General features: G+C 30.7%; 18 protein-coding genes. 5 read left to right on the forward strand and 13 right to left on the reverse strand.

What is annotated here, in order from left to right:
* Window positions 1-232: 232 nt before the first annotated feature.
* Entirely contained in the window at window positions 233-949 is a 717-nt protein-coding gene (locus tag B5D15_RS09445; protein ID WP_078696877.1) for a DUF975 family protein, read from the reverse strand.
* A gap of 53 nt (window positions 950-1002) precedes the next feature.
* Window positions 1003-1557: a hypothetical protein gene (locus B5D15_RS09450; RefSeq protein ID WP_078696878.1), complete on the reverse strand. Its 555-nt coding sequence runs from the start codon at window positions 1555-1557 to the stop codon at window positions 1003-1005.
* A 222-nt stretch (window positions 1558-1779) separates the two neighbouring features.
* Here B5D15_RS09450 and B5D15_RS09455 point away from each other — a divergent pair, with 222 nt between their 5' ends.
* Entirely contained in the window at window positions 1780-3375 is a 1596-nt protein-coding gene (locus B5D15_RS09455) for a chloride channel protein (protein WP_078696879.1), read from the forward strand.
* 198 nt (window positions 3376-3573) lie between these two features.
* Window positions 3574-4488: a transposase gene (locus tag B5D15_RS09460; protein ID WP_078696880.1), complete on the forward strand. Its 915-nt coding sequence runs from the start codon at window positions 3574-3576 to the stop codon at window positions 4486-4488.
* Window positions 4489-4495: 7 nt separating this feature from the next.
* On the opposite strand, the gene B5D15_RS09465 is transcribed toward B5D15_RS09460, so the two are convergent.
* The 7 genes from B5D15_RS09465 to B5D15_RS09495 all read right to left on the reverse strand — a co-directional run bounded on the left by B5D15_RS09465 (window position 4496) and on the right by B5D15_RS09495 (window position 10206).
* A complete protein-coding gene (locus B5D15_RS09465) occupies window positions 4496-4714 on the reverse strand; it encodes a zinc ribbon domain-containing protein (RefSeq protein ID WP_078696881.1) in 219 nt (72 codons plus the stop codon).
* 121 nt (window positions 4715-4835) lie between these two features.
* The gene (locus B5D15_RS09470) at window positions 4836-5315 is read right to left on the reverse strand and encodes a GNAT family N-acetyltransferase (protein WP_078696882.1); all 480 of its coding nucleotides are present in this window, start codon (window positions 5313-5315) and stop codon (window positions 4836-4838) included.
* A gap of 20 nt (window positions 5316-5335) precedes the next feature.
* Entirely contained in the window at window positions 5336-6031 is a 696-nt protein-coding gene (yeiL, locus tag B5D15_RS09475) for a transcriptional regulator YeiL (protein ID WP_078696883.1), read from the reverse strand.
* A gap of 262 nt (window positions 6032-6293) precedes the next feature.
* Window positions 6294-7574, reverse strand: a complete 1281-nt coding sequence (locus B5D15_RS09480) for a glycosyl hydrolase family 18 protein (RefSeq protein WP_078696884.1) — start codon at window positions 7572-7574, stop codon at window positions 6294-6296.
* Between the two features lie 72 nt (window positions 7575-7646).
* Window positions 7647-8432, reverse strand: coding sequence for a hypothetical protein (locus B5D15_RS09485; RefSeq protein ID WP_078696885.1), 786 nt, complete (start codon window positions 8430-8432; stop codon window positions 7647-7649).
* A 371-nt stretch (window positions 8433-8803) separates the two neighbouring features.
* Window positions 8804-9565 carry an SDR family NAD(P)-dependent oxidoreductase gene (locus tag B5D15_RS09490; protein WP_078696886.1) on the reverse strand — a complete coding sequence of 254 codons (762 nt, stop codon included), beginning with the start codon at window positions 9563-9565 and terminating at the stop codon, window positions 8804-8806.
* A complete protein-coding gene (locus B5D15_RS09495; protein WP_078696887.1) occupies window positions 9562-10206 on the reverse strand; it encodes a hypothetical protein in 645 nt (214 codons plus the stop codon). Before B5D15_RS09495 ends, B5D15_RS09490 begins: the two co-directional genes overlap by 4 nt.
* 324 nt (window positions 10207-10530) lie before the next feature.
* Between B5D15_RS09495 and B5D15_RS09500 the strand changes: the two genes are divergently transcribed.
* Window positions 10531-11265 (forward strand): DUF3298 and DUF4163 domain-containing protein, encoded by a 735-nt coding sequence (locus B5D15_RS09500; protein WP_078696888.1) that lies wholly within the window; start codon window positions 10531-10533, stop codon window positions 11263-11265.
* Between the two features lie 76 nt (window positions 11266-11341).
* Here B5D15_RS09500 and B5D15_RS09505 read toward each other — a convergent pair whose 3' ends face one another.
* Complete coding sequence (locus B5D15_RS09505) at window positions 11342-11920, reverse strand: hypothetical protein (protein WP_078696889.1); 579 nt, start codon at window positions 11918-11920, stop codon at window positions 11342-11344.
* A gap of 164 nt (window positions 11921-12084) precedes the next feature.
* Here B5D15_RS09505 and B5D15_RS09510 point away from each other — a divergent pair, with 164 nt between their 5' ends.
* Together B5D15_RS09510 and B5D15_RS09515 are read left to right on the forward strand one after the other, a co-directional pair.
* Window positions 12085-12795 carry a response regulator transcription factor gene (locus tag B5D15_RS09510; protein ID WP_078696890.1) on the forward strand — a complete coding sequence of 237 codons (711 nt, stop codon included), beginning with the start codon at window positions 12085-12087 and terminating at the stop codon, window positions 12793-12795.
* A gap of 3 nt (window positions 12796-12798) precedes the next feature.
* Complete coding sequence (locus B5D15_RS09515; RefSeq protein WP_078696891.1) at window positions 12799-14079, forward strand: sensor histidine kinase; 1281 nt, start codon at window positions 12799-12801, stop codon at window positions 14077-14079.
* Between the two features lie 65 nt (window positions 14080-14144).
* Here the strand turns inward: B5D15_RS09515 and helD are convergent, their stop codons facing one another.
* The 3 genes from helD to B5D15_RS09530 all read right to left on the reverse strand — a co-directional run bounded on the left by helD (window position 14145) and on the right by B5D15_RS09530 (window position 18696).
* The gene (gene helD, locus B5D15_RS09520; protein WP_078696892.1) at window positions 14145-16436 is read right to left on the reverse strand and encodes an RNA polymerase recycling motor HelD; all 2292 of its coding nucleotides are present in this window, start codon (window positions 16434-16436) and stop codon (window positions 14145-14147) included.
* 318 nt (window positions 16437-16754) lie between these two features.
* A complete protein-coding gene (locus tag B5D15_RS09525; protein WP_078696893.1) occupies window positions 16755-17972 on the reverse strand; it encodes an SLC45 family MFS transporter in 1218 nt (405 codons plus the stop codon).
* Entirely contained in the window at window positions 17965-18696 is a 732-nt protein-coding gene (locus B5D15_RS09530; RefSeq protein ID WP_143287275.1) for a glycerophosphodiester phosphodiesterase, read from the reverse strand. Before B5D15_RS09530 ends, B5D15_RS09525 begins: the two co-directional genes overlap by 8 nt.
* Between the last annotated feature and the right edge of the window lie 74 nt (window positions 18697-18770).

The raw sequence follows: 18770 nt of genomic DNA on the forward strand, positions 1-18770 counted from the left end.
GGCACCAATGACATAAGTGTCACAATTAATAATGAAAACAAATATATTGTTGTTTGCTCTAAATCATTGTAATTTATGGAATTTTGACATTGCTGTATTACAAGCAAAGGTGTTTTCAGAGTAGTTTTCTTATTTTAAACAAGAATTTTATATTAAAATGCAAAAATAAATGAACTGTCCCTCTTAAGGAAGGTTCATTTATTTAGATAAGTGTTGCTCAAATCACGTATTGTTAAAAAGAATAATTATCCTGAGATGAAAGATTTAGTTCTTCATAGGTACAAAGTCCACTATCGAGAGCTTTTTTCCTTAGTACCAAGTAGAGCTCTGCATTAGCGGCATCTTCATAGGGCATTACAAATATAACTCCTATAATCAGTGCAAGCATTCCAAGAATATACCAGCCTATAAATGATAAATCAAGAACGAATATATTAAACTTTTCTCCCATAGTCATCTGATTACTAAGCTCAATTGCTCTGTTATAATCAATTTGTGGATTATCCGCAAGTATATAGGGCACCATTCTATAGGCGTAGGATTTTACAATACCTGGGATTATAAGAAGAAGTGTCCATAAAAATATGAGTATTGCCTTATAGAGCATCGTCCAAAGAACATTTGTATAGCCATTTTTAAAAGAAAACCCTACATAATTGAAATTAATATCCCCCTGTGCAGATTTTACAAAATATTTTCTTCCTCCGACTTCAAGCTGATATCCTACAAATATCCTAAATAATATAAAAACAATTCCAATTACAATTAAAATTTGATATATTTCTGGATTATTACCTGATATACCTCCTGCATCTCTGCCGGCACTTCCCCCGCTTCCTCTGTTTCCTCCTCCAACCAGTGCAATTATTATACTTACAAGAAGCGCCTGCCAATAATTACTTCTCAGTACAGCTTTTGCCCTATCCTTAAGTTCTGCTCTTGTCCACATAATAACACTCCTATCATAAATTAATATATTTATATTTATTACAGAAATTTAAATTATATAACATATTCCCCAGACATTATTTTTTCAAGATTATCAAGAAGAAATTTTTTACCTCTATCATTTATAACAACCTTATCATACTCTTTTCCGTTAAAGTTTGCTCTTATTGTTTCAAATCCATACTCAAAGGATTTTTCATTTGTAACTGTAGTTTTTCTCCCCTGCTCACTTTCTTTTTCGCTGAGTATTCCAATCTTCTTAAGATTCTTATTAAGTTCCACTCCCGTAAGGCATTTGCTCTTTGTCCTATCGATTACACTGTTTATGCATCTTGAAAACTCATTAACCCCTATTTTCTCTTCAGGAAATTGAACCCTGCTTTTTTGTTCAGAAGTTATTATAAATTCAGATGGTTTACTAACTACAATTTTTTCTCCGTTTATAAGTTTTTCAAGAGAATTTGCCACATAAAACATACACCTTATCATTCGTGGATCATTCATGTAATTTTCTTCATCGATAGGCTGATTGTTAACAGGGTTTATTCCATTTGCCATCTTTAATATTATTTCTTTAGCCTTTATAAGTTTTTCTCTATCATTAATCACACTATCACCCCTACATACAAATATTATATCAAAAATTGGGGGACAGTTCTCTTTTTTATCTATTTTAAATAATATTTGTTATTAAAAAATAAAAAAATTGCATATTTAAAAGACAGCGTTTTATTTAAGCCATATTTTAAGTGAACTGTCCCTTTGAATTTTCAGGAATAATGAATTAAAATAAAATTGCATGTTTTTGTAAGGAAAGGGGTTATTTTAAGGTTGGAAAATGTCGAAAATACTCAAGCTATATTATCAAAAATGCAAAATATAAAAATAAAAATCGTATTCAAGAGCATCGTTTCTGGTATTTTTTCTGGATTTTTAGTTGTTCTATACAGGATTGCTCTTGAAAAGGTAAGCATTTTTTCTCACTATACGTATAATTTTCTTCATAAAAATCTTTTGTTTTTCCCTTTATGGATAATTTTAATGATTATGTTGGGCTACTTTGTTGGTTATATAATAGAAAAAGAACCTATGGCATCTGGAAGTGGTATACCTCAGGTTGAAGGTATGCTTTTAAGAAAGCTTAACATGAATTGGATACGCATTATTATTGCAAAATTTGTAGGAGGATTAATTTGTATAGGAGCTGGTTTATCCCTCGGACGTGAGGGCCCATCAATTCAGCTTGGTGCCTGCGCAGCTCAAGGTGTTAGCAAAAATCTTAAAAGCAGTAAGATTGAAGAGGAATATCTAATAACTGGCGGGGCAAGTGCCGGTCTTTCAGCTGCATTTAGCGCTCCCTTAGCAGGAGTTATTTTTGCACTTGAAGAAGTACACAAAAACTTCTCTCCTATAGTTTTAGTTTCAGCTCTTTCAGCTTCAATTGTAGCTGATTTTATTTCAAAATATTTTTTCGGCATGAAACCAATTTTTTATTTTTTTAATCTTTCTCCTATCCCTCTAAAAAACTATCCATATATAATATTACTGGGAATAATACTCGGATTATTAGGTGTCTTATTTAATAAGTCTCTTTTAAAGTGTCAGGATTTATATGCAAAGCAAAATTATATTAAAAAAAGAGCATACCCCATTATACCTTTTATTTTAGCAGGATTTTTAGGGCTATTGTTGCCTGAAGTTCTTGGCGGTGGTCATGAGATAGTTGTTTCCCTAATGAATAAGCCTGTCAGTCTTTATATGCTTCTTATAATTCTTTTTGCAAAGTTTCTTTTTACAATGATAAGCTATGGCTCTGGAGCGCCAGGCGGAATTTTCCTCCCTCTTCTTTCAATAGGTGCACTTATAGGAGCTGTTTATGGTAATATAATGCATTCTCTTGCTCTCTTTAATTCTCAATTCATTCCAAATATCATTATACTATCGATGGCAGGTTATTTTTCTGCAATAGTTAAAGCACCAATAACAGGTATAATCTTAATCACCGAAATGTCTGGGGGTTTTAACCATCTTCTATCTATTTCAATAGTATGCCTTACATCTTATATAGTTGTTGAAGCATTAAATTCAAAGCCTATATATGAAGTTTTACTCGAAAGGTTATTAAGTAAAGGCACAGATAAAATAGAAAAAGAATGCAAAGCAAAGATAATTATAGAAGCGCCGGTTTGCATGTCCTCTCTTTTAGAGGGAAAAAAAATCAAAGACATTAAATGGCCTTCCTCTTGTCTGCTTGTTGCTATAAGAAGAGGTGAAAAAGAAATCATCCCTAAAGGAAATACAGTAATGTATGCAGGTGACTACATTATAGTTCTTGCTGATGAAAACAACTCGGCAGCTATAAAGGAATGTTTATGTAAATATGGACAAACAGTAAAGGGAGACGCAGAGGGGGACGGTTCACATTAACTTTTGAAAAATATTCTAAAAGGGGACAGTTCACTTTAATCTTTGGAAAATATTTATTAACCAAAGCTAACACAAATCATAAATATTCAAAAGGGACGGTTCATATTTTTATCTTATTTCTCACAAATCATGCATAATACTTCCCTCTATTGGTAATACTTATTTTATAAGAAAAATATTATCAATGGAGGGATTATTATGCCTCGAACCGCACGCAAAAAAACTGCAGACAGCATATTTCATGTTATGGTTAAAAGTGTTGGTGATACAATCCTTTTTAGAGAGTTAGAAGACAAAGACGCTTTTTTAAGTATTTTAAAACACTATAAAGATATTTTTTTGTTTAAAATCTATGCCTTTTGTCTTATGGATAATCATGCTCATTTTATTATCGATGCTAACGGCTCTGATATATCCAAGTTTATGCATGGAATCAATCAGCGTTATGCCCAGTACTTTAACAAAAAATACACTCGCTGCGGCCATGTGTTTGCAGACCGCTTTAAAAGCATAATTGTCGATGATGACAGATATCTTGTTACTTTATCTGGCTACATACATAAAAATCCTTTAGATATTAAGGCCTATAGCGATAAAATAGAGAAATACCCCTACAGCAGCCTCGGTATATATTTAGGGCTTTTTAAAGATAAATATGAACTAATTGATCCTTATTTTGTATTGACTCAATTTAGCAATAATATAAATAAAGCAAGGGAGCTTTATGTAAAATTTGTTGGAAAATGCAACGATCCTAAGATGAAGGCAATAGTTGAGTTTGAAGGCGACGGAAGCGAGTATAGAAGCGAGAGAAAGATACTTATTAGAAATTTCAAACCCGACAGAATATTAGAATTTGTAGCAAACTACGCAGAATGTATAAACCCTGATGTTTTTCATATAAAAGGAAAAAGAGGAACAAAAGAGTACAGAGCCCTTTGCATACTTTTAATGCGCTCTTTATGCAATATGAGCCACAAGGAAATCTGCGCCCTTGCCGGCAACATAACTATATCACAGGTATCATCTCTTTGCTCCGAAGGATTTAACATATTAAAAGACAATCCAAAATACAAAAACTTAATAAGGGATTTTATATCTTCTGTGAGCTAAAAACTAACTATATATCATTCCATTCATCAAATCCTTCTCTCACTCCCGTATAAAAAAATTCTGTGTGCCTACATTTTGGACAAACATATACATTGAAAGTCAAATTCTCTTCAATATCGAATAATGCGCTAAAAAGCCCTCTATTATTATCCTGTGAATCAAATCTGTATTCCTTGAGATATTCCATCTGGTATCCGCATCTTAAGCATTGAAATTTATTTTCCATTTAAATTCCTCCATTTCATAGAAATTTTCGTAAATAATCTTTTTTGATTAAACAAGCTTAAAAAGTGAACTGTCCCTAAATCTTCTTTGCTCATTAATCATTAAAATAACTGAACCGTCCCTTAAATAATATCAAAATACATAACCTTACTTAACTCTTTAAACCCCTTTTCTAAATAAAAATTAAGAGCATTTTCATTGAACAAGTAAACTTTAAGTTCTATTCTATCAATTCCCTTTCCTTTTGCCCATTCTATAACCTTTTCTAAAAGCATAGTTCCGATTTTTAAGTTTTGATATTCCTTTTTAACAACAATACTATCAAGCTGTACCCATTCTCTCTCCCTAAAAACGCCAAAGTTAGGTGGCTTTAAAATATAGCACTCAGCAAGTCCAACAATTTTAGATTCAATCTCAGCTACAAACAAAGCTTTTCTTTCATCACTAATAATATTTTGTATATAACTTTTGTCTCTTGGAATCTTATTAGGCTTTACAAATAGCTCAGGATGATTTAACCTGTGGTATTCATCAAGCTCTTCATATATTTCACTTAAATTTTTATAATCCTCAATTATAGCTTCCCTTATTAGCACATCCACTGATTATACCTCCCCTAATTTTATTTGTATAAATCCGCTGAAAGTTTTTTTAAAATCTCTTCATCAGCTACTTCATAGCCGCCATTATTCTTTATTATCCCTCCTTTTTCTATAAGAATATTAAAGGTTCTAATAAGGTGCCTATAACTTGTACCTAAAAGCTCAGAAATTTCCTTTAGATTTTCATTAATCTTAATAACCGACTTTCCATTACAATTTAATTTTTGACCAGTTGCAAGTATATAACTTGCCAGTCTATTTTCAAGGGGGTATAAAAGATTAATCGAACAATTATTTGAGCACTTATCAAGCTTATCCCCAAGGGAGCCGCACATAAACCTTAAGAATTTAACATCATTTAGCAAGTATTTCCGTGCCGTCTCCATAGATATCCCAATACAGTATGTATCCTGTATCGCCTGAACATTATTAGTTGCCGGTTTTACGCTCATCATTTCCATATCCCCAATTATTCTAAAATCGTCATAAAAGCATATTAAAAGGGATTTCCCGTTGCTCATAGTTATATAAATCTTCACTTTGCCTTCAACAAAGAAAAAAAGATAAGGTACATCTTCTCCTTCTTTACATATATACTCATTTCTTTTAAAGTAAAACAGTTCCATGAAGCATTTTATATCGTTATCAAATATCTCATTAATTCTATGATTTAAAATATATTTTTCTAATCTTCTTTTATCATTAATTTTAATCATATCACACAGCCCTCCGCTTTACCATCTAATGTTTTCAAAATTGGTAAATATTTTACACCCCTCACCCCAAAATTATTATTTTATATTTTAATATGACATATGTCATACCTAATTTCAAGCTCTAAATGATAAATTATTAATATAAGAGAACTGTCCCTTTAAATCCCTTAAAAAGCAAACTTGTTAATTTCTTTTTTAATCATAGATAACAAATACTCCCCAAATAGCAATTATCCACCAGCGTCGCTGATGGATAATTGCTTTATAATACTTTTTTAACATCGTATAAAGACGTTAATACCAGCCAATTCTGAGGGAAAAATCTACCTATCGTCCAGTAGCTAACTCCTCCAAGATTATACTCATCAACAAGCAAAAGTTTTGCCTCTATGCTTCTTGCATCTTCAAACCAAACCACATGCTGTTTACCCTGTGAATCATAATAATTAAAAAATGGTGCTTTTGATTTCGTATCAAACTGAATTGCAGCTCTATTTCTCCGTGCAAGCTCTACAGCGCCAGTATTTGATACAGTTTGTGCCGCTGTGTTTGGCCTGTAGGGTAATGTCCAATCATAACCATAATTAGGCATACCCATCAATATTTTTTCTGAAGGTATTTCTGTAACGGCATAATCAAGAACTCTTCTAATCTCATTAACTGGAGCAACTGCAAGAGGAGGCCCAAAGGTATATCCCCATTCATAGGTCATTAATATTACAAAATCTACCGCTGCTCCATGGGCAGCATAATCATGTGCTTCATACAAAAGTCCCTTCTGATCCTTTGAAGTTTTTGGTGCAAGAGAAGTTAATAGTATATATCCAAGTGGAGTTAGTCTTGCTTTAATTTTATTAATAAACTCATTATATTTTACTCTGTCATCAGGATAAATATATTCAATATCAAGATTAAGGCCGTAGTAGTTTTTAGCCTTCATCGTAGATATTATGTTATTAATTAGCTTTTCAGAAAGTGCATTATTAGTAAGAATACTGCGTGCAATGTCGCTATTAAATCCTTTCCCTTCCTCAATATTGGTTACAACCATTATAGGGGCAACCTTGTTATCCCTTGCCAATTTTATTAATTCACTATCATCTATTGTAGATAATGTTCCATCCATCTTTATTTCATAACTAAATATGCTAAGGTAGGTAAGATAAGAGAAAGTCTTTCTTAAAACATCAGGATTTGTACTTGGGAAAGCATATCCGTTTACATAAATGCTTCCAAGCTTTTTAGTTCTATCGGGTATAATAATGAACTGTCCCGGTTGAATCATTGATGGGTTTGTAATATTGGGGTTAGCTGAAAGTATATCATCAATACTTATCTTATACTGCTTTGCAATAGAATAAAGTGATTCTAACGGCATTACCTTATGAACCCTTGTACCCTCTTTTATAACAAGAGTTTGACCTACAACAAGCTGATTAGGATTAACAAGTTCATTATCAGAAGCGATTTTTTCAGGTGAAACACGATAAAGCCTCCCAATTGTATAAAGGCTCTCACCCGGCTTTACAACATGGATTATCAAAAACACCACACCTTTAAAAATACTCTATTCCAATATATGCAAAAAATTGAAAATAGAACACTATAAATAATCTTAAGATATTAAAATCCCAATCAGAAAAGTAACTAAATTAGATAAAACAGTATAAAAAGCTAATACTTTCTTGTTTAAAGGCTTAGTATATGCTCTGTAAAGAAAATATTCAATAAATACAATAGCTAACTCCTCAATATAAAATACAACATAGGATGCCTTAAAGGAATAAAGTTTAAATGCAGCAAGAATAGATGCTTGAAGCAGCAGTTGAGTAAAGATATTTACATAAACAACGACTTTTTTAGGTTTTATTTTAAATGGAATAGATATTAAAAGCTCTATAATTACAGTAAAAATAATAAGAAATATAAAATATTTAAAATCATAAGTTCTAAAGGGAGATGATATTTTTATAACCTTCCCTGTACTCATATCGAATATAACTTCTGCTCTAAACTGATGAGGGGTAATTTCATTGCTTACAACAATCTCCCCCTTTTCATTCTCAGTAATAATCTTGAAGGTTTCGGGCACACCATGATAAGTAAAGTAATGAACCATCATATTCTTTTCCTTATCATACTTACCATGCAAATCTCCAAATAACAGCCAATTTCTTATATGAGCCGCAATCCACCCATCTTTATTATATTTATAAAGATTAAGATTTTTTAACTCAGGACTATATTTTCTGTCATTAAAATCATCAAATTTAATAGCATAGTTTTTTTCATTTACTAAAAGGTCAAGATAATAAGATTGTGAGTTAAAGTTTTTTACATATACAGTTATAGAAGGTTTAGGCCCCATATCCGCCTTTGCACCGTTTGAGAAAATAATCATAAATAAAAACACTATTAAAAAAATCTTTTTAAAATTTAATCTTACCCCATCTATTCTCCTCCTAACTTTTTTAAGGGACAGTTCATTTTTTTCTCTAATAAAAAATATTTAAGGGACAGCCGCCAATTTCACAAGTATCTCCATTAAAGATTAAAACAAAATATGTAGTCTGTTGTGTAAATTTTTCCTTAAAACATGGTAAGTTATCATTATTTTGGTAAATCAAATGTGCTTACAGAGTAGCTTTTTTTATTAATAATACTTGCTAATTTATTTTCATATATTTTAAAACCGCTTTAATAAAAAAACATATTAAACTTAAATATCTATTTCATATCAAATCGTAAAAATAAAAGAACTGTCCCTTTTTATCAATTCCCCTCTAACCAATTTTTAAATTTTTTGTACTGTACCTTTTGATATAGTGTACTTATAAAAGGAAATACTCTACTTAAAGCATTTATTATTACAAAAACTTTAGATGGATATACACACTTTTTATTTTTTTCTATTCCTTTAATTACACATTTTGCAACATACTCTGGAGATTGTGCTGGAAACGGAACTGGGGCTGTTTTTTTTGATGTATTAAAAAAATTCGTCCTTGTTGCTATAGGATATACTACGATTAAATTAAACTTTCCCATTTCAAATCTAAATGACTGGTGAAAAAAATCAATTGCAGCTTTAGTAGAGCAGTAAAGAGCATACCCTGGAAGAGGCATCTTTGCCATTGCTGATGCTGTAATTACAAAAGTAAAATCCTTCCCATCATAAATTTTATTCATCCTTTCAAGGCAATAAATAGGAGCAAATACATTTGTTTTATATATTTTCTCTATATGCTCATAATCCTCATCATCTATCTTTTCAAAGTATGCAAATCCTGCATTAGATATAAAAACATCTATTTTTTCAAAATAATTTAAAGCGAAATCAAAAAGCTTGTCCAAATCTTCCTTATTCGCCACATCACATTTAAACGGATAAACATTTTTATTAATTGGTATTTTTTCAATATTTCTTGAAACAGCTATTACTTTGCATCCCTTTTCTATTAGTTTATATAATATCTCAAGTCCAATCCCAGAGGATGCCCCTGTGAGTATGACATTTTTGCCATTTAAGTTCATTTATTAATCACCTCCACTTTTGACTTTGGAAATACGATATTAAAATTGCTAACCCTTATAACAGCTAATGGCTTAAAAAATTGTATATTAGGAAAATATTTTTCATTTATACTAATTTCTTTTATCTTAGAAAAGTTACCAATGCCATGCCCATAAAAATTTGTATAAAATAATTTATTATCGTATTTTTGTAATAGAGGAAAGGGCATTAATTTAGTATTAACAGGAAACTTTAGTTTATTATTTTTAAACATTATTTTTATAATTTCCTCTCCATCCTTTGAAAACAAAAATTCTTCAATATCTTTTTCTTTTTCTATATGTGCGCAGCAAATCTCCTTTGGTATTCCCCAATTCCTAATTCCATTAACAACGCTATCCTCTGTGGATACATATATTTTGGAAATAGTATTTAATTTATTACCATTAAAATTAAACTTTCCTGGTATAAAAAGAAGTTCCCTATATGGCCCCACATCAGAAATTTTATAATCAACTATCATAACACATCCTATACCACCAGATGTATTATCTCTTAAAAACTCTTGAGTATATAAATTGTTTTTTATGAAATCCTTCTTAAACTTATAAAGAATTATATAGCCATCGCCCATAAGATTCCAAGGAGCTTCCTTATACATAAAAATTCCCCTCTCATTCAATTTCTTATACTATTCAGTTTAATTATACCATATTTTCTAAAAATAAACGGGGACAGTTCATTTTTTATTATTGTAATTAATCTCGCTTAAAGTTAAAATTTATCAAATATATAAATAAACAGAATAATCATAAAACTAATTACTTAATTCGAATTTTTTTATAGTGTATAAAAAAGAGAACCGTCCCCTTTAAACCTTTTAAAGTATCTATCCGTACTCGTCCATTTTTTAACCATTTTGTTAATCAAATTTTATATTAATATAATAAAATAATACATATATTCACTACAGGGGGGTAAAACAATGAAAAAATATATCAAGAATTTCTTAATCTTAACCATTTTATTATCGTTTCTCTTTACTATCGGCTGCAGTTTTCAATCATCAAAGGCTTTAAAACCTGTAAAAATATCAGATAAGAGCATAAAGTATTCTAATGAAAAAATGGAGGTAGATTTAAAAATACCTGTAATATCTGAGTTAAAGGATAAGAATATAGAAAAAAAATTAAACGATAAAATCGAAAAGTATATATTATCTTTTAAAGAGGAAATTGAAAAAATGGCTGAAGAAGACTATAAAGCCCACAAAGAAACTCCTGAAATCCCTTATAATCTTCACAGTGCAATATCTCAATATACCGTTAAATATAATAAAAACGGTATTTTAAGCATTCCAACAATACTTTATAGTTATACTGGTGGAGCCCACGGCATGACCTACAAAGTTTCATACAATTTTAACTTAAATGACGGCAGCGAGATTTTACTTAAGGATTTATTTAAAGAAAACATTGATTATAAGAGTTTAATAATAAACGAGATTAAAAAGCAGATGAAAGAAAACAAGGATATGATGTACTTTGACGACGCGTTTAATACAGTTTCAAAACTTGAAGATAATCACCCATTTTATATTGAAGATGATGGAATCGTAGTATATTATGGACTTTATGAAATTGCTCCCTATGCAGCAGGTATACAAGAATTTAAAATACCCTTTACAACATTAAAGGATAAAATAAAATTTGATTTTTAATTTTAAAGCCTTTCAGCTTTTTAAGCTAAAAGGCTTTTTATAATAAATAAAAGAGAACTGTCCCCCATTGCCTATGTTACTTTTTAGCATTTGATAATGCAGTATTTAAAATGTTTATTAGCGAATCTAAATCCTGACTTAACTGTGTAAGTCCATTCGTCCTATTGCCTTGAATAGATATAATATTTTGCAGCTCTGCTTCAATACCATCATAGTCTTTATTCTTAAAAAGTTCCTTAATTTTACTGCGGCTGTCTTTTATTAAACCCTTTGTTGATAGCAGGGTATTCTTATGTGATTTTATTAAATCTACTTGAGACTGAATTTTAGCAATATCCTCATCCGTAAGCTGTAATTTATTGTCTTTTATTCGTTTTATGATATCCTTCACAGCAGCTTTTTTAGTCTTTATTTGTTCCCTAATTCCTTTATTGGTATCATGGTTCTTTTTTATCGTTTCCTTATAGTTCTTAAACTGATCCTTTTTTGCTTCCTTTACCTGTTTTAACTCTTGTTTTTTAATAAGGTTTTGCTGCTTTTTTAATAAAACCTCACCTATGGTTTTTGTGTTAGTCTCAGCACTTGCTTGTGCAAAGGGAACTAATACTGAAAATGCAAGTATAGCTGATAGCATCTTGATTTTTAAGTTTTTCATTTAAACACTCCTTTCTTTTTTTAATTATTATCTTTAATATAATATTATCACTTAAATTAAGGGGAATTCTCCGATAAATTGTGGCAAAAATGTGGCAAATAATCTCTTAGATAAAATAAATTATATCTTTATGATATAATTTATTATTAAGAGGAGGTAAAAATATGGAAAACAAACTTATTTATCTTGCTGATGATGAAATTAAAATACAGCAGCTTATTAAAATGTTTCTTGAAAAGGAAAATTATAAAGTAGAGGTTTTTTCAGATGGCGAATCGCTGCTTAAGGCATTTAATATAAAAATACCTGACATGATAATATTGGATATAATGATGCCTTTAATAGACGGGCTATCTATATGCGCTGAAATTAGAAAAATAAGCTCTATACCTATTATAATAATATCTGCTAAGGATAGTGAATCAGATAAAATTGCCGGGCTTATGCTTGGAAGCGATGATTATCTTACTAAGCCTTTTAGTCCTGTTGAATTGATACTTAGAATAAAAAGTATATTCCGGAGAATGGAATTTGACAAATCAGAAAGCAGTGATAAATCAATTTTAAAAGCCACTGATATTATTATTGATAAGGAAAGAAGATGCGCATATTGCAATAATCAAGACTTAAAACTTACACCTTTGGAATTTAGTGTATTATGTTATCTTATAGATAACATCAACAAAGCTGTTTCAAGAGAAGAATTATTAAATAAAGTTTGGGGATTTGAGAGTGATATTGATACGAGAGCAACAGATGATACCATCAAACGAATAAGAAAAAAATTATCAAATGTCAATTCAAATTTAAAAATTGAAACTCTTTGGGGATATGGTTTTAAAATATCCACTGACAATAATGATGGAAGGAGTTAATATATGGATGCTCCTAAAAAAACAATAGGTAAAACCATTTTCTTTTCTTATATGGAAATAATAATAATACAAAAATATATTACTAAGAATTTAGATGATTTAAATTTTGTTAAAATTAATAAAGCTTTAAAACAAACTCAATCCTTTTTAGATATAAAATATGCAATAATAAAAAACAATAAAAAAATTATATATCCAAAGAATGAAAATAGTGAAGAACTTATTTTTTTACAAAATCAGCTCATTCCGTTTATTACAAACAAATATCATAATCTAAATAAAAACAATTTCTTTTCTTTTAAAATGGCTTCAAAGAAATCAATAGGTAAAATTATTTATTTAAACGATGAATATTACTTGGTTGTTTATTCTGATTTTTCTAAATACAGAAAATATTCTTCAATAGTAAACTTAATTTTGCTAATTATACTTTTATTTAGCTTAATTATAACATTTATGATTTCAAAAAAAGTTTCAAAAAAGATTTCCTACCCTATAATTCAGCTTTGTAAATATGCAGATAAAGTTGGAAATCGTCAATATGATGCAGAGGTTATTGAATATGATTATAAGGAGATAGATCAGCTTTCACAGACTATGAATAAAATGGCAGTTCAACTTTCTTCTTATGATTCTACGCTTAAAACCTTCATACAAAATGCTTCACATGAACTTAGAACACCTCTTATGTCAATACAAGGATATGCAGAAGGCATAAAATATAATATTGTTGAGGATACAGATAAAGCAGTTAATATAATTATTGAGGAAAGCAAACGGCTCACAGATATAGTAAATGTTCTTCTTTTTTTGTCAAAAGTAGATTCTATGCAAGAAAAATTTACTTCCAACATGATAAATATTGAAGATATAATAAAAAATTGTATTGAAAAGGTTGAAGGAATTGCTGTTATAGATAAAAAGAAAATAAACTTTTGCCCCTATAATTATGACTTTGAAATAACAGGAGATGAAGAAATGCTATCCCGGGCATTGATTAATATAATTAGCAATAGTTTAAGGTATTGCATTAAAAATGTAAATATAAACATTGATTCAAACGATAAAAATGTATCAATTATAGTAAAAGATGATGGCCCTGGCATTGATAGAGATGATTTAGAGCATATATTCGAAAGATTTTACAAAGGAAAGGGAGGCAAATTTGGCCTTGGACTTGCAATTTCTAAAAGTATAATTGAAAAGCATAGCGGCAGTATAATTGCAAAAAATAACGATGAAGGAGGCGCATGTTTTATAATCACGCTGCCTATTAGTAAGTAATTATAATTTAATGCAAATATTTAAAGGTTTATAGTTTTTTCTATAAACCTTTAAATATTTAATTTCTATTTTATATCATTTAAAAGTGCAGATGGATTTTTTTCATAATATATATATAATTTATGAAGCGGCCTTGTCATGGAAACATATAAAAGTTTTATGTCAAGTTCATTTTCAGTATATTTGTCGCTATCCGCATTTGCAATCATAACAGCATCAAATTCGAGACCCTTTGAAAAATAAGAAGGCACTATTACAATCCCTGCTTTATATTCCTTTTCCTTACCTGTTAAAAGCTGAATATCCTTATGATATTTTTTAAGAAGAGTATTCATCTTCATGCATTCATCTATGGTCTTACATATAACAGCAATCGATTTAAAGCCATCTTTTTTAAGCTCGTTTATTTTTGATGATATATCCTTTGCGGTATCTTGAAGGCTTTCTTTTTTAATAATCTCAACTTTATCTCCGTGCCTTATTACAGGTTTGCCAGGTATTATGTTTTCATCCTTAATTTTAGTTATAACGCTGTTTGCAGCATTCATTATCTCAACAGTAGTTCTGTAGCTCTGTTCAAGATTTACAATTTCACATTTTTTATCTTCAAACACATAATTTTGAACATCCCTCCAGCTTTTTATCCCTCTATAGGAATGTATTCCCTGGCAAAGATCCCCTAAAATCGTTAGAGAAGTATCCTTTGCAATCTTCTTTAAAACATAAAACTGAAACACGCTAAAATCCTGCGCTTCGTCCACAACTATGTGTTTAACATTTATTTTTTCATCAATACCATAAACGCAGTACTTTATATACATTATTGGTGCTAAATCCTCGATTTCAACAAATCCTTTATTTAAAATATCAATCGTATACTTTCTTAAAAATTCAGCTTCATTTTTATTTAAGCAATTTCCCATTAAGCTTAAAAACAGCTCCTCATTTTCAAAAAATTCCCTGTAATATTTTAAAGGCTCAATTTTTGAAATAGATTTCACATAATCATTTACGGCTTTTTTGCATATGCTCTCAAGTTTTGATATTGATTCGTTTTTTGAATCAATTATTTCAGATAAGATTTTCCTTCTCTCCTCACAATCCTCCATATCACGTTTAACAGCTGCAACTTTTCTGTCACATTCAAATTGGAAAGAAGCCCTTATAGAGTCTTTCTTCTGTTTCAGCCTGTTTGACAGATGTTTTTTAATTTCAAGAACTCTTTTATGCATAGAAAGATTCTTGTATTCATTTAAGAAAAGGCTTTGTATCTCATCGTATTTATATATAACATAATTCCCTACAGTAAAATCCATCTTAGGAAGAAAATCCTTCTCTATTTTTTCAAGGTAGGCATCCATTATTTTTCTAAACTCAATCGATGCCTTAAACTCTGATTCACTTCTTATCAGATTGTTTAATTCTATTTCTTCCTCAGTATTGTTATTATCAACAAATCTTATAAGCTTCTCATTTTCATCGGCAATTTTGAGCTTTCCGCCTATCATCTCAAGGGCAAAATCCTGATAGGTAGTCTGCTTTACCCTGTCAACTCCAAGTTCAGGAAGAACTTCCGATATATAATTTAAAAAGAACCTTGTAGGAGCAAGTATCATAAAGTTTTCTGGTTCAAAGGATTTTTCAAAGGTATATATAAGATAAGCTATTCTGTGAAGGGCTATAGTTGTCTTACCGCTGCCGGCAGCTCCTTGAACGATGAGGGGCTTCCACATATCAGCCCTGATAACTCTATTTTGTTCAACCTGAATAGTAGATACAATATCCTTAAGCCTGTTATCAGCATTAGCCCCAAGATAGGACTGCAAAAACTCATCATTGGTAGTAATATCTATATCAAAAATATTATTCAGCTTCCCAACATCTATAGAAAACTGCCTTTTTAAAGAAAGTTTTCCTTTTATCCTTCCCTCTGGGCAGCTATAGGAAGCGTCGCCTATTCTTTCTTCATAATAAAGATTTGAAATAGGTGCACGCCAATCAACTATAATAAGCTTTTGGTCCTCTTCCCGCATCAAGGACATCTTGCCTATATAAATCTTTTCCTTTTCTGCTGAATTATTCTCTTTAAAATCAATTCGTGCAAAATAAGGCTTTTTTCTTGCAGCATTCAGGTTCTTAAGCTTTATTTGTATTCTGTCATGAAACATAGTATTTATCATAAGGTCAATATACCCTTGGCTGCTGTCATCCGATAATCCCTTTTTACTCTTTGAAACTTCAACATCAAGCCTATCTTTCTCATGTATGGCATTTTCAAGGCTCTTTTCAACATAATCTAAAGTATACTCAAGCCTTTGCAGCTCTTCTAAATAGTCTGGGTGCTCTTTAAGTGGCATAAAAAAACCTCCCTAAAATAATTTTAGGCGAATGTTTTGATTATAGCCCAAAACTAAAAAAGTGTAAATAAAAAATTAGGGACAGTTCATGTTTTTTTGCTAAAAGTACGAGGGCATCCATAAAAGTTTGGGGGACAGTTCTCTTTTTTTTGCTATTTACCTTTGTTGACCGCTATCTTTGCATTCTGAGGCATCTATCCTGCTTCTTTTGCAGCTGACTTTTACCACCGAGATGTGGTCCATGCAGGGAGCATTATAAAAGCCTCCAGCTAAAAAGCTGAGAGGCTCTTTAAAATGCTTTTTTAAGAGAACTGTCCCTTATGATTTTATGTCAACTTTTATGTTTTGCTCCTGTGCCAATGCTATACTATTTATCAAAACAAAGGCTGCTGCGAAAAATAGTACGCCATAAATGAACATATATTTATATCCAAATATGTCTATTACTGCTCCTAAAAGCGGCGGTGAGACTATATTTGCAATAGATGAGAAAAGATAGTAAAGCCCTGTGTAGGTTCCTGTTTGGCCTTTAGGTGCCATATCAGTTACAAAGGGATAGGAGTTTATGTTTATAAGCGCCCAGAAAAATCCACATACTACAAAAATTCCTCTTATTAAATTTATATTCTTAATAAAAGCAATCACTAAAAAGCAGCAGACAAGCCCTAATATACCTATGGATATGGTTTTCTTCTTCCCTATTTTAGTTCCTATTATCCCAGCAGGTATTGCAAAAATCAAAAATGATATAGAAATAAATGTAAAAGATATTGAAGCAGCGCTTGTTTGAACTTTCAGATAATTTTCTCCATAAAGAGTAAAGAAAGCCTCAATCCCAGAGAAAGCAATAAAATAGCTGCAAATTGCAATAAGAAGAAATAGAACATTTTTAACATTGCCCGAGGCTTTTATTCCGCTTATAAGTCCAACTTTTTCCTCCTTGCTGCTCTCATATCCTATAACATCCCTTTTTTCCTTAATAAAGTTAAACAAAACGATAAAAGAAATCAGCATAAGTGCAGCACAAAGGTAAAATGGATATTTCATTCCTTTATTCCAAAGTATTGAACCTACAAAATAAGCAATAACAGCACCTACTCCTCCCATAAAATTTATTATGCTGTTTGCCTTGCTTCTGTTTTCCTTATGCGTTATATCAGGCATTAAGGAAATTACAGGAGAGCGGAATATGCTCATTGAAAGATTCATAAGTACTATAAAAATTATAAGAGTAATAAAACTTTTGTGGTTTGCAAGCAGAATAATAAACAAAGTCGCAAGGGGCATACCTACCATTATAAAAGGCATCCTTTTCCCAAATCTTGTATCTATCCTGTCGCTCATCATTCCAACGGTAGGCTGTACAAATACCGCAAAATAGTTATCTATTGTCATAATAAACCCTATAAGCGCTGCACTGCTTATATAGCTGCTTAAAATTTTAGGCATAAATGCGTTATAAACAGACCAAGTTACACTTATTGCAAAAAATCCAAAGCCAAGCAAAAAGGTTTTCCTATAATTAATCCTATTCATGGCTCTCCTCCATCAACTTTTTAAGCTTATCTGGATAATTAGTAATAATTCCGTCGATTTTCTCCTTAAGTAAATATTTCATATATCTTTCTTCATTTACCGTAAAGGTATTTATCATTACATTCTCCCTTTTAATCTCATCAATTACCTCCTTTCTTAATGTATAAAAATATGGATGAAGTGCATCAGCACCAACAAACCTGCAATACCTTTCCGGTCTATATATTCCTTCCATATATAAAAGCCCTGTTTTAATCTCCTTTGATAATCTTTTGCACATCACCATTGAATAATGATTAAAACTCGATAGGATAACCTTTTTCTCTATACCATATTTATAAATCGTATCTATCAGCTTTTCTTCTATTTTGTCGTAGATTATAATTCCCGATTTTATTTCAAAATTTATAACTATGTCCTTATCTTTTACAAGTTCAATAAGCTCTTCAATTGCAGGCACCTTTTCACCAGCAAACTCCTTAGAAAAAAATCCCCCCGCATCAAGCTTTCTTATATCATCAAAACTAAAATCCTTCACAAATCCTGTACCATTTGTAGTCCTGTCAACCCTCTCATCGTGCATGAGTATAAGAGAACCGTCCCTTGTCATCTGCACATCGGTTTCAATGCCTGTGCATCCCATCTCTATCGCTTTTTTAAATGAAAGCATAGTATTTTCAGGGTAATAGCCGCTTGCTCCTCTGTGGGCAAAGTTTACAGTCATAGAATCATCTCCTGATTTTTTAATATTTGATATATATTTCTTTATTTATAACAATATTCCTTCTAACCGGAAAA

It is taken from the genome of Caloramator quimbayensis (assembly GCF_900167605.1).
GTDB lineage: Bacteria > Bacillota > Clostridia > Clostridiales > Caloramatoraceae > Caloramator_B > Caloramator_B quimbayensis.

What these genes read in the sequence shown, in the direction of transcription:
- B5D15_RS09495 (WP_078696887.1), bottom strand. Translation starts at nt 10,206, where the DNA reads ATGTATAAGGAAGCTCCTTGGAATCTTATGGGCGATGGCTATATAATT.
- B5D15_RS09490 (WP_078696886.1), bottom strand. Translation starts at nt 9,565, where the DNA reads ATGAACTTAAATGGCAAAAATGTCATACTCACAGGGGCATCCTCTGGG.
- yeiL (WP_078696883.1), bottom strand. Translation starts at nt 6,031, where the DNA reads ATGATTAAAATTAATGATAAAAGAAGATTAGAAAAATATATTTTAAAT.
- B5D15_RS09530 (WP_143287275.1), bottom strand. Translation starts at nt 18,696, where the DNA reads ATGACTGTAAACTTTGCCCACAGAGGAGCAAGCGGCTATTACCCTGAA.
- B5D15_RS09505 (WP_078696889.1), bottom strand. Translation starts at nt 11,920, where the DNA reads ATGAAAAACTTAAAAATCAAGATGCTATCAGCTATACTTGCATTTTCA.
- B5D15_RS09500 (WP_078696888.1), top strand. Translation starts at nt 10,531, where the DNA reads ATGAAAAAATATATCAAGAATTTCTTAATCTTAACCATTTTATTATCG.
- B5D15_RS09515 (WP_078696891.1), top strand. Translation starts at nt 12,799, where the DNA reads ATGGATGCTCCTAAAAAAACAATAGGTAAAACCATTTTCTTTTCTTAT.
- B5D15_RS09460 (WP_078696880.1), top strand. Translation starts at nt 3,574, where the DNA reads ATGCCTCGAACCGCACGCAAAAAAACTGCAGACAGCATATTTCATGTT.
- B5D15_RS09485 (WP_078696885.1), bottom strand. Translation starts at nt 8,432, where the DNA reads ATGATTATTTTCTCAAACGGTGCAAAGGCGGATATGGGGCCTAAACCT.
- B5D15_RS09445 (WP_078696877.1), bottom strand. Translation starts at nt 949, where the DNA reads ATGTGGACAAGAGCAGAACTTAAGGATAGGGCAAAAGCTGTACTGAGA.
- B5D15_RS09465 (WP_078696881.1), bottom strand. Translation starts at nt 4,714, where the DNA reads ATGGAAAATAAATTTCAATGCTTAAGATGCGGATACCAGATGGAATAT.
- B5D15_RS09525 (WP_078696893.1), bottom strand. Translation starts at nt 17,972, where the DNA reads ATGAATAGGATTAATTATAGGAAAACCTTTTTGCTTGGCTTTGGATTT.
- B5D15_RS09510 (WP_078696890.1), top strand. Translation starts at nt 12,085, where the DNA reads ATGGAAAACAAACTTATTTATCTTGCTGATGATGAAATTAAAATACAG.
- helD (WP_078696892.1), bottom strand. Translation starts at nt 16,436, where the DNA reads ATGCCACTTAAAGAGCACCCAGACTATTTAGAAGAGCTGCAAAGGCTT.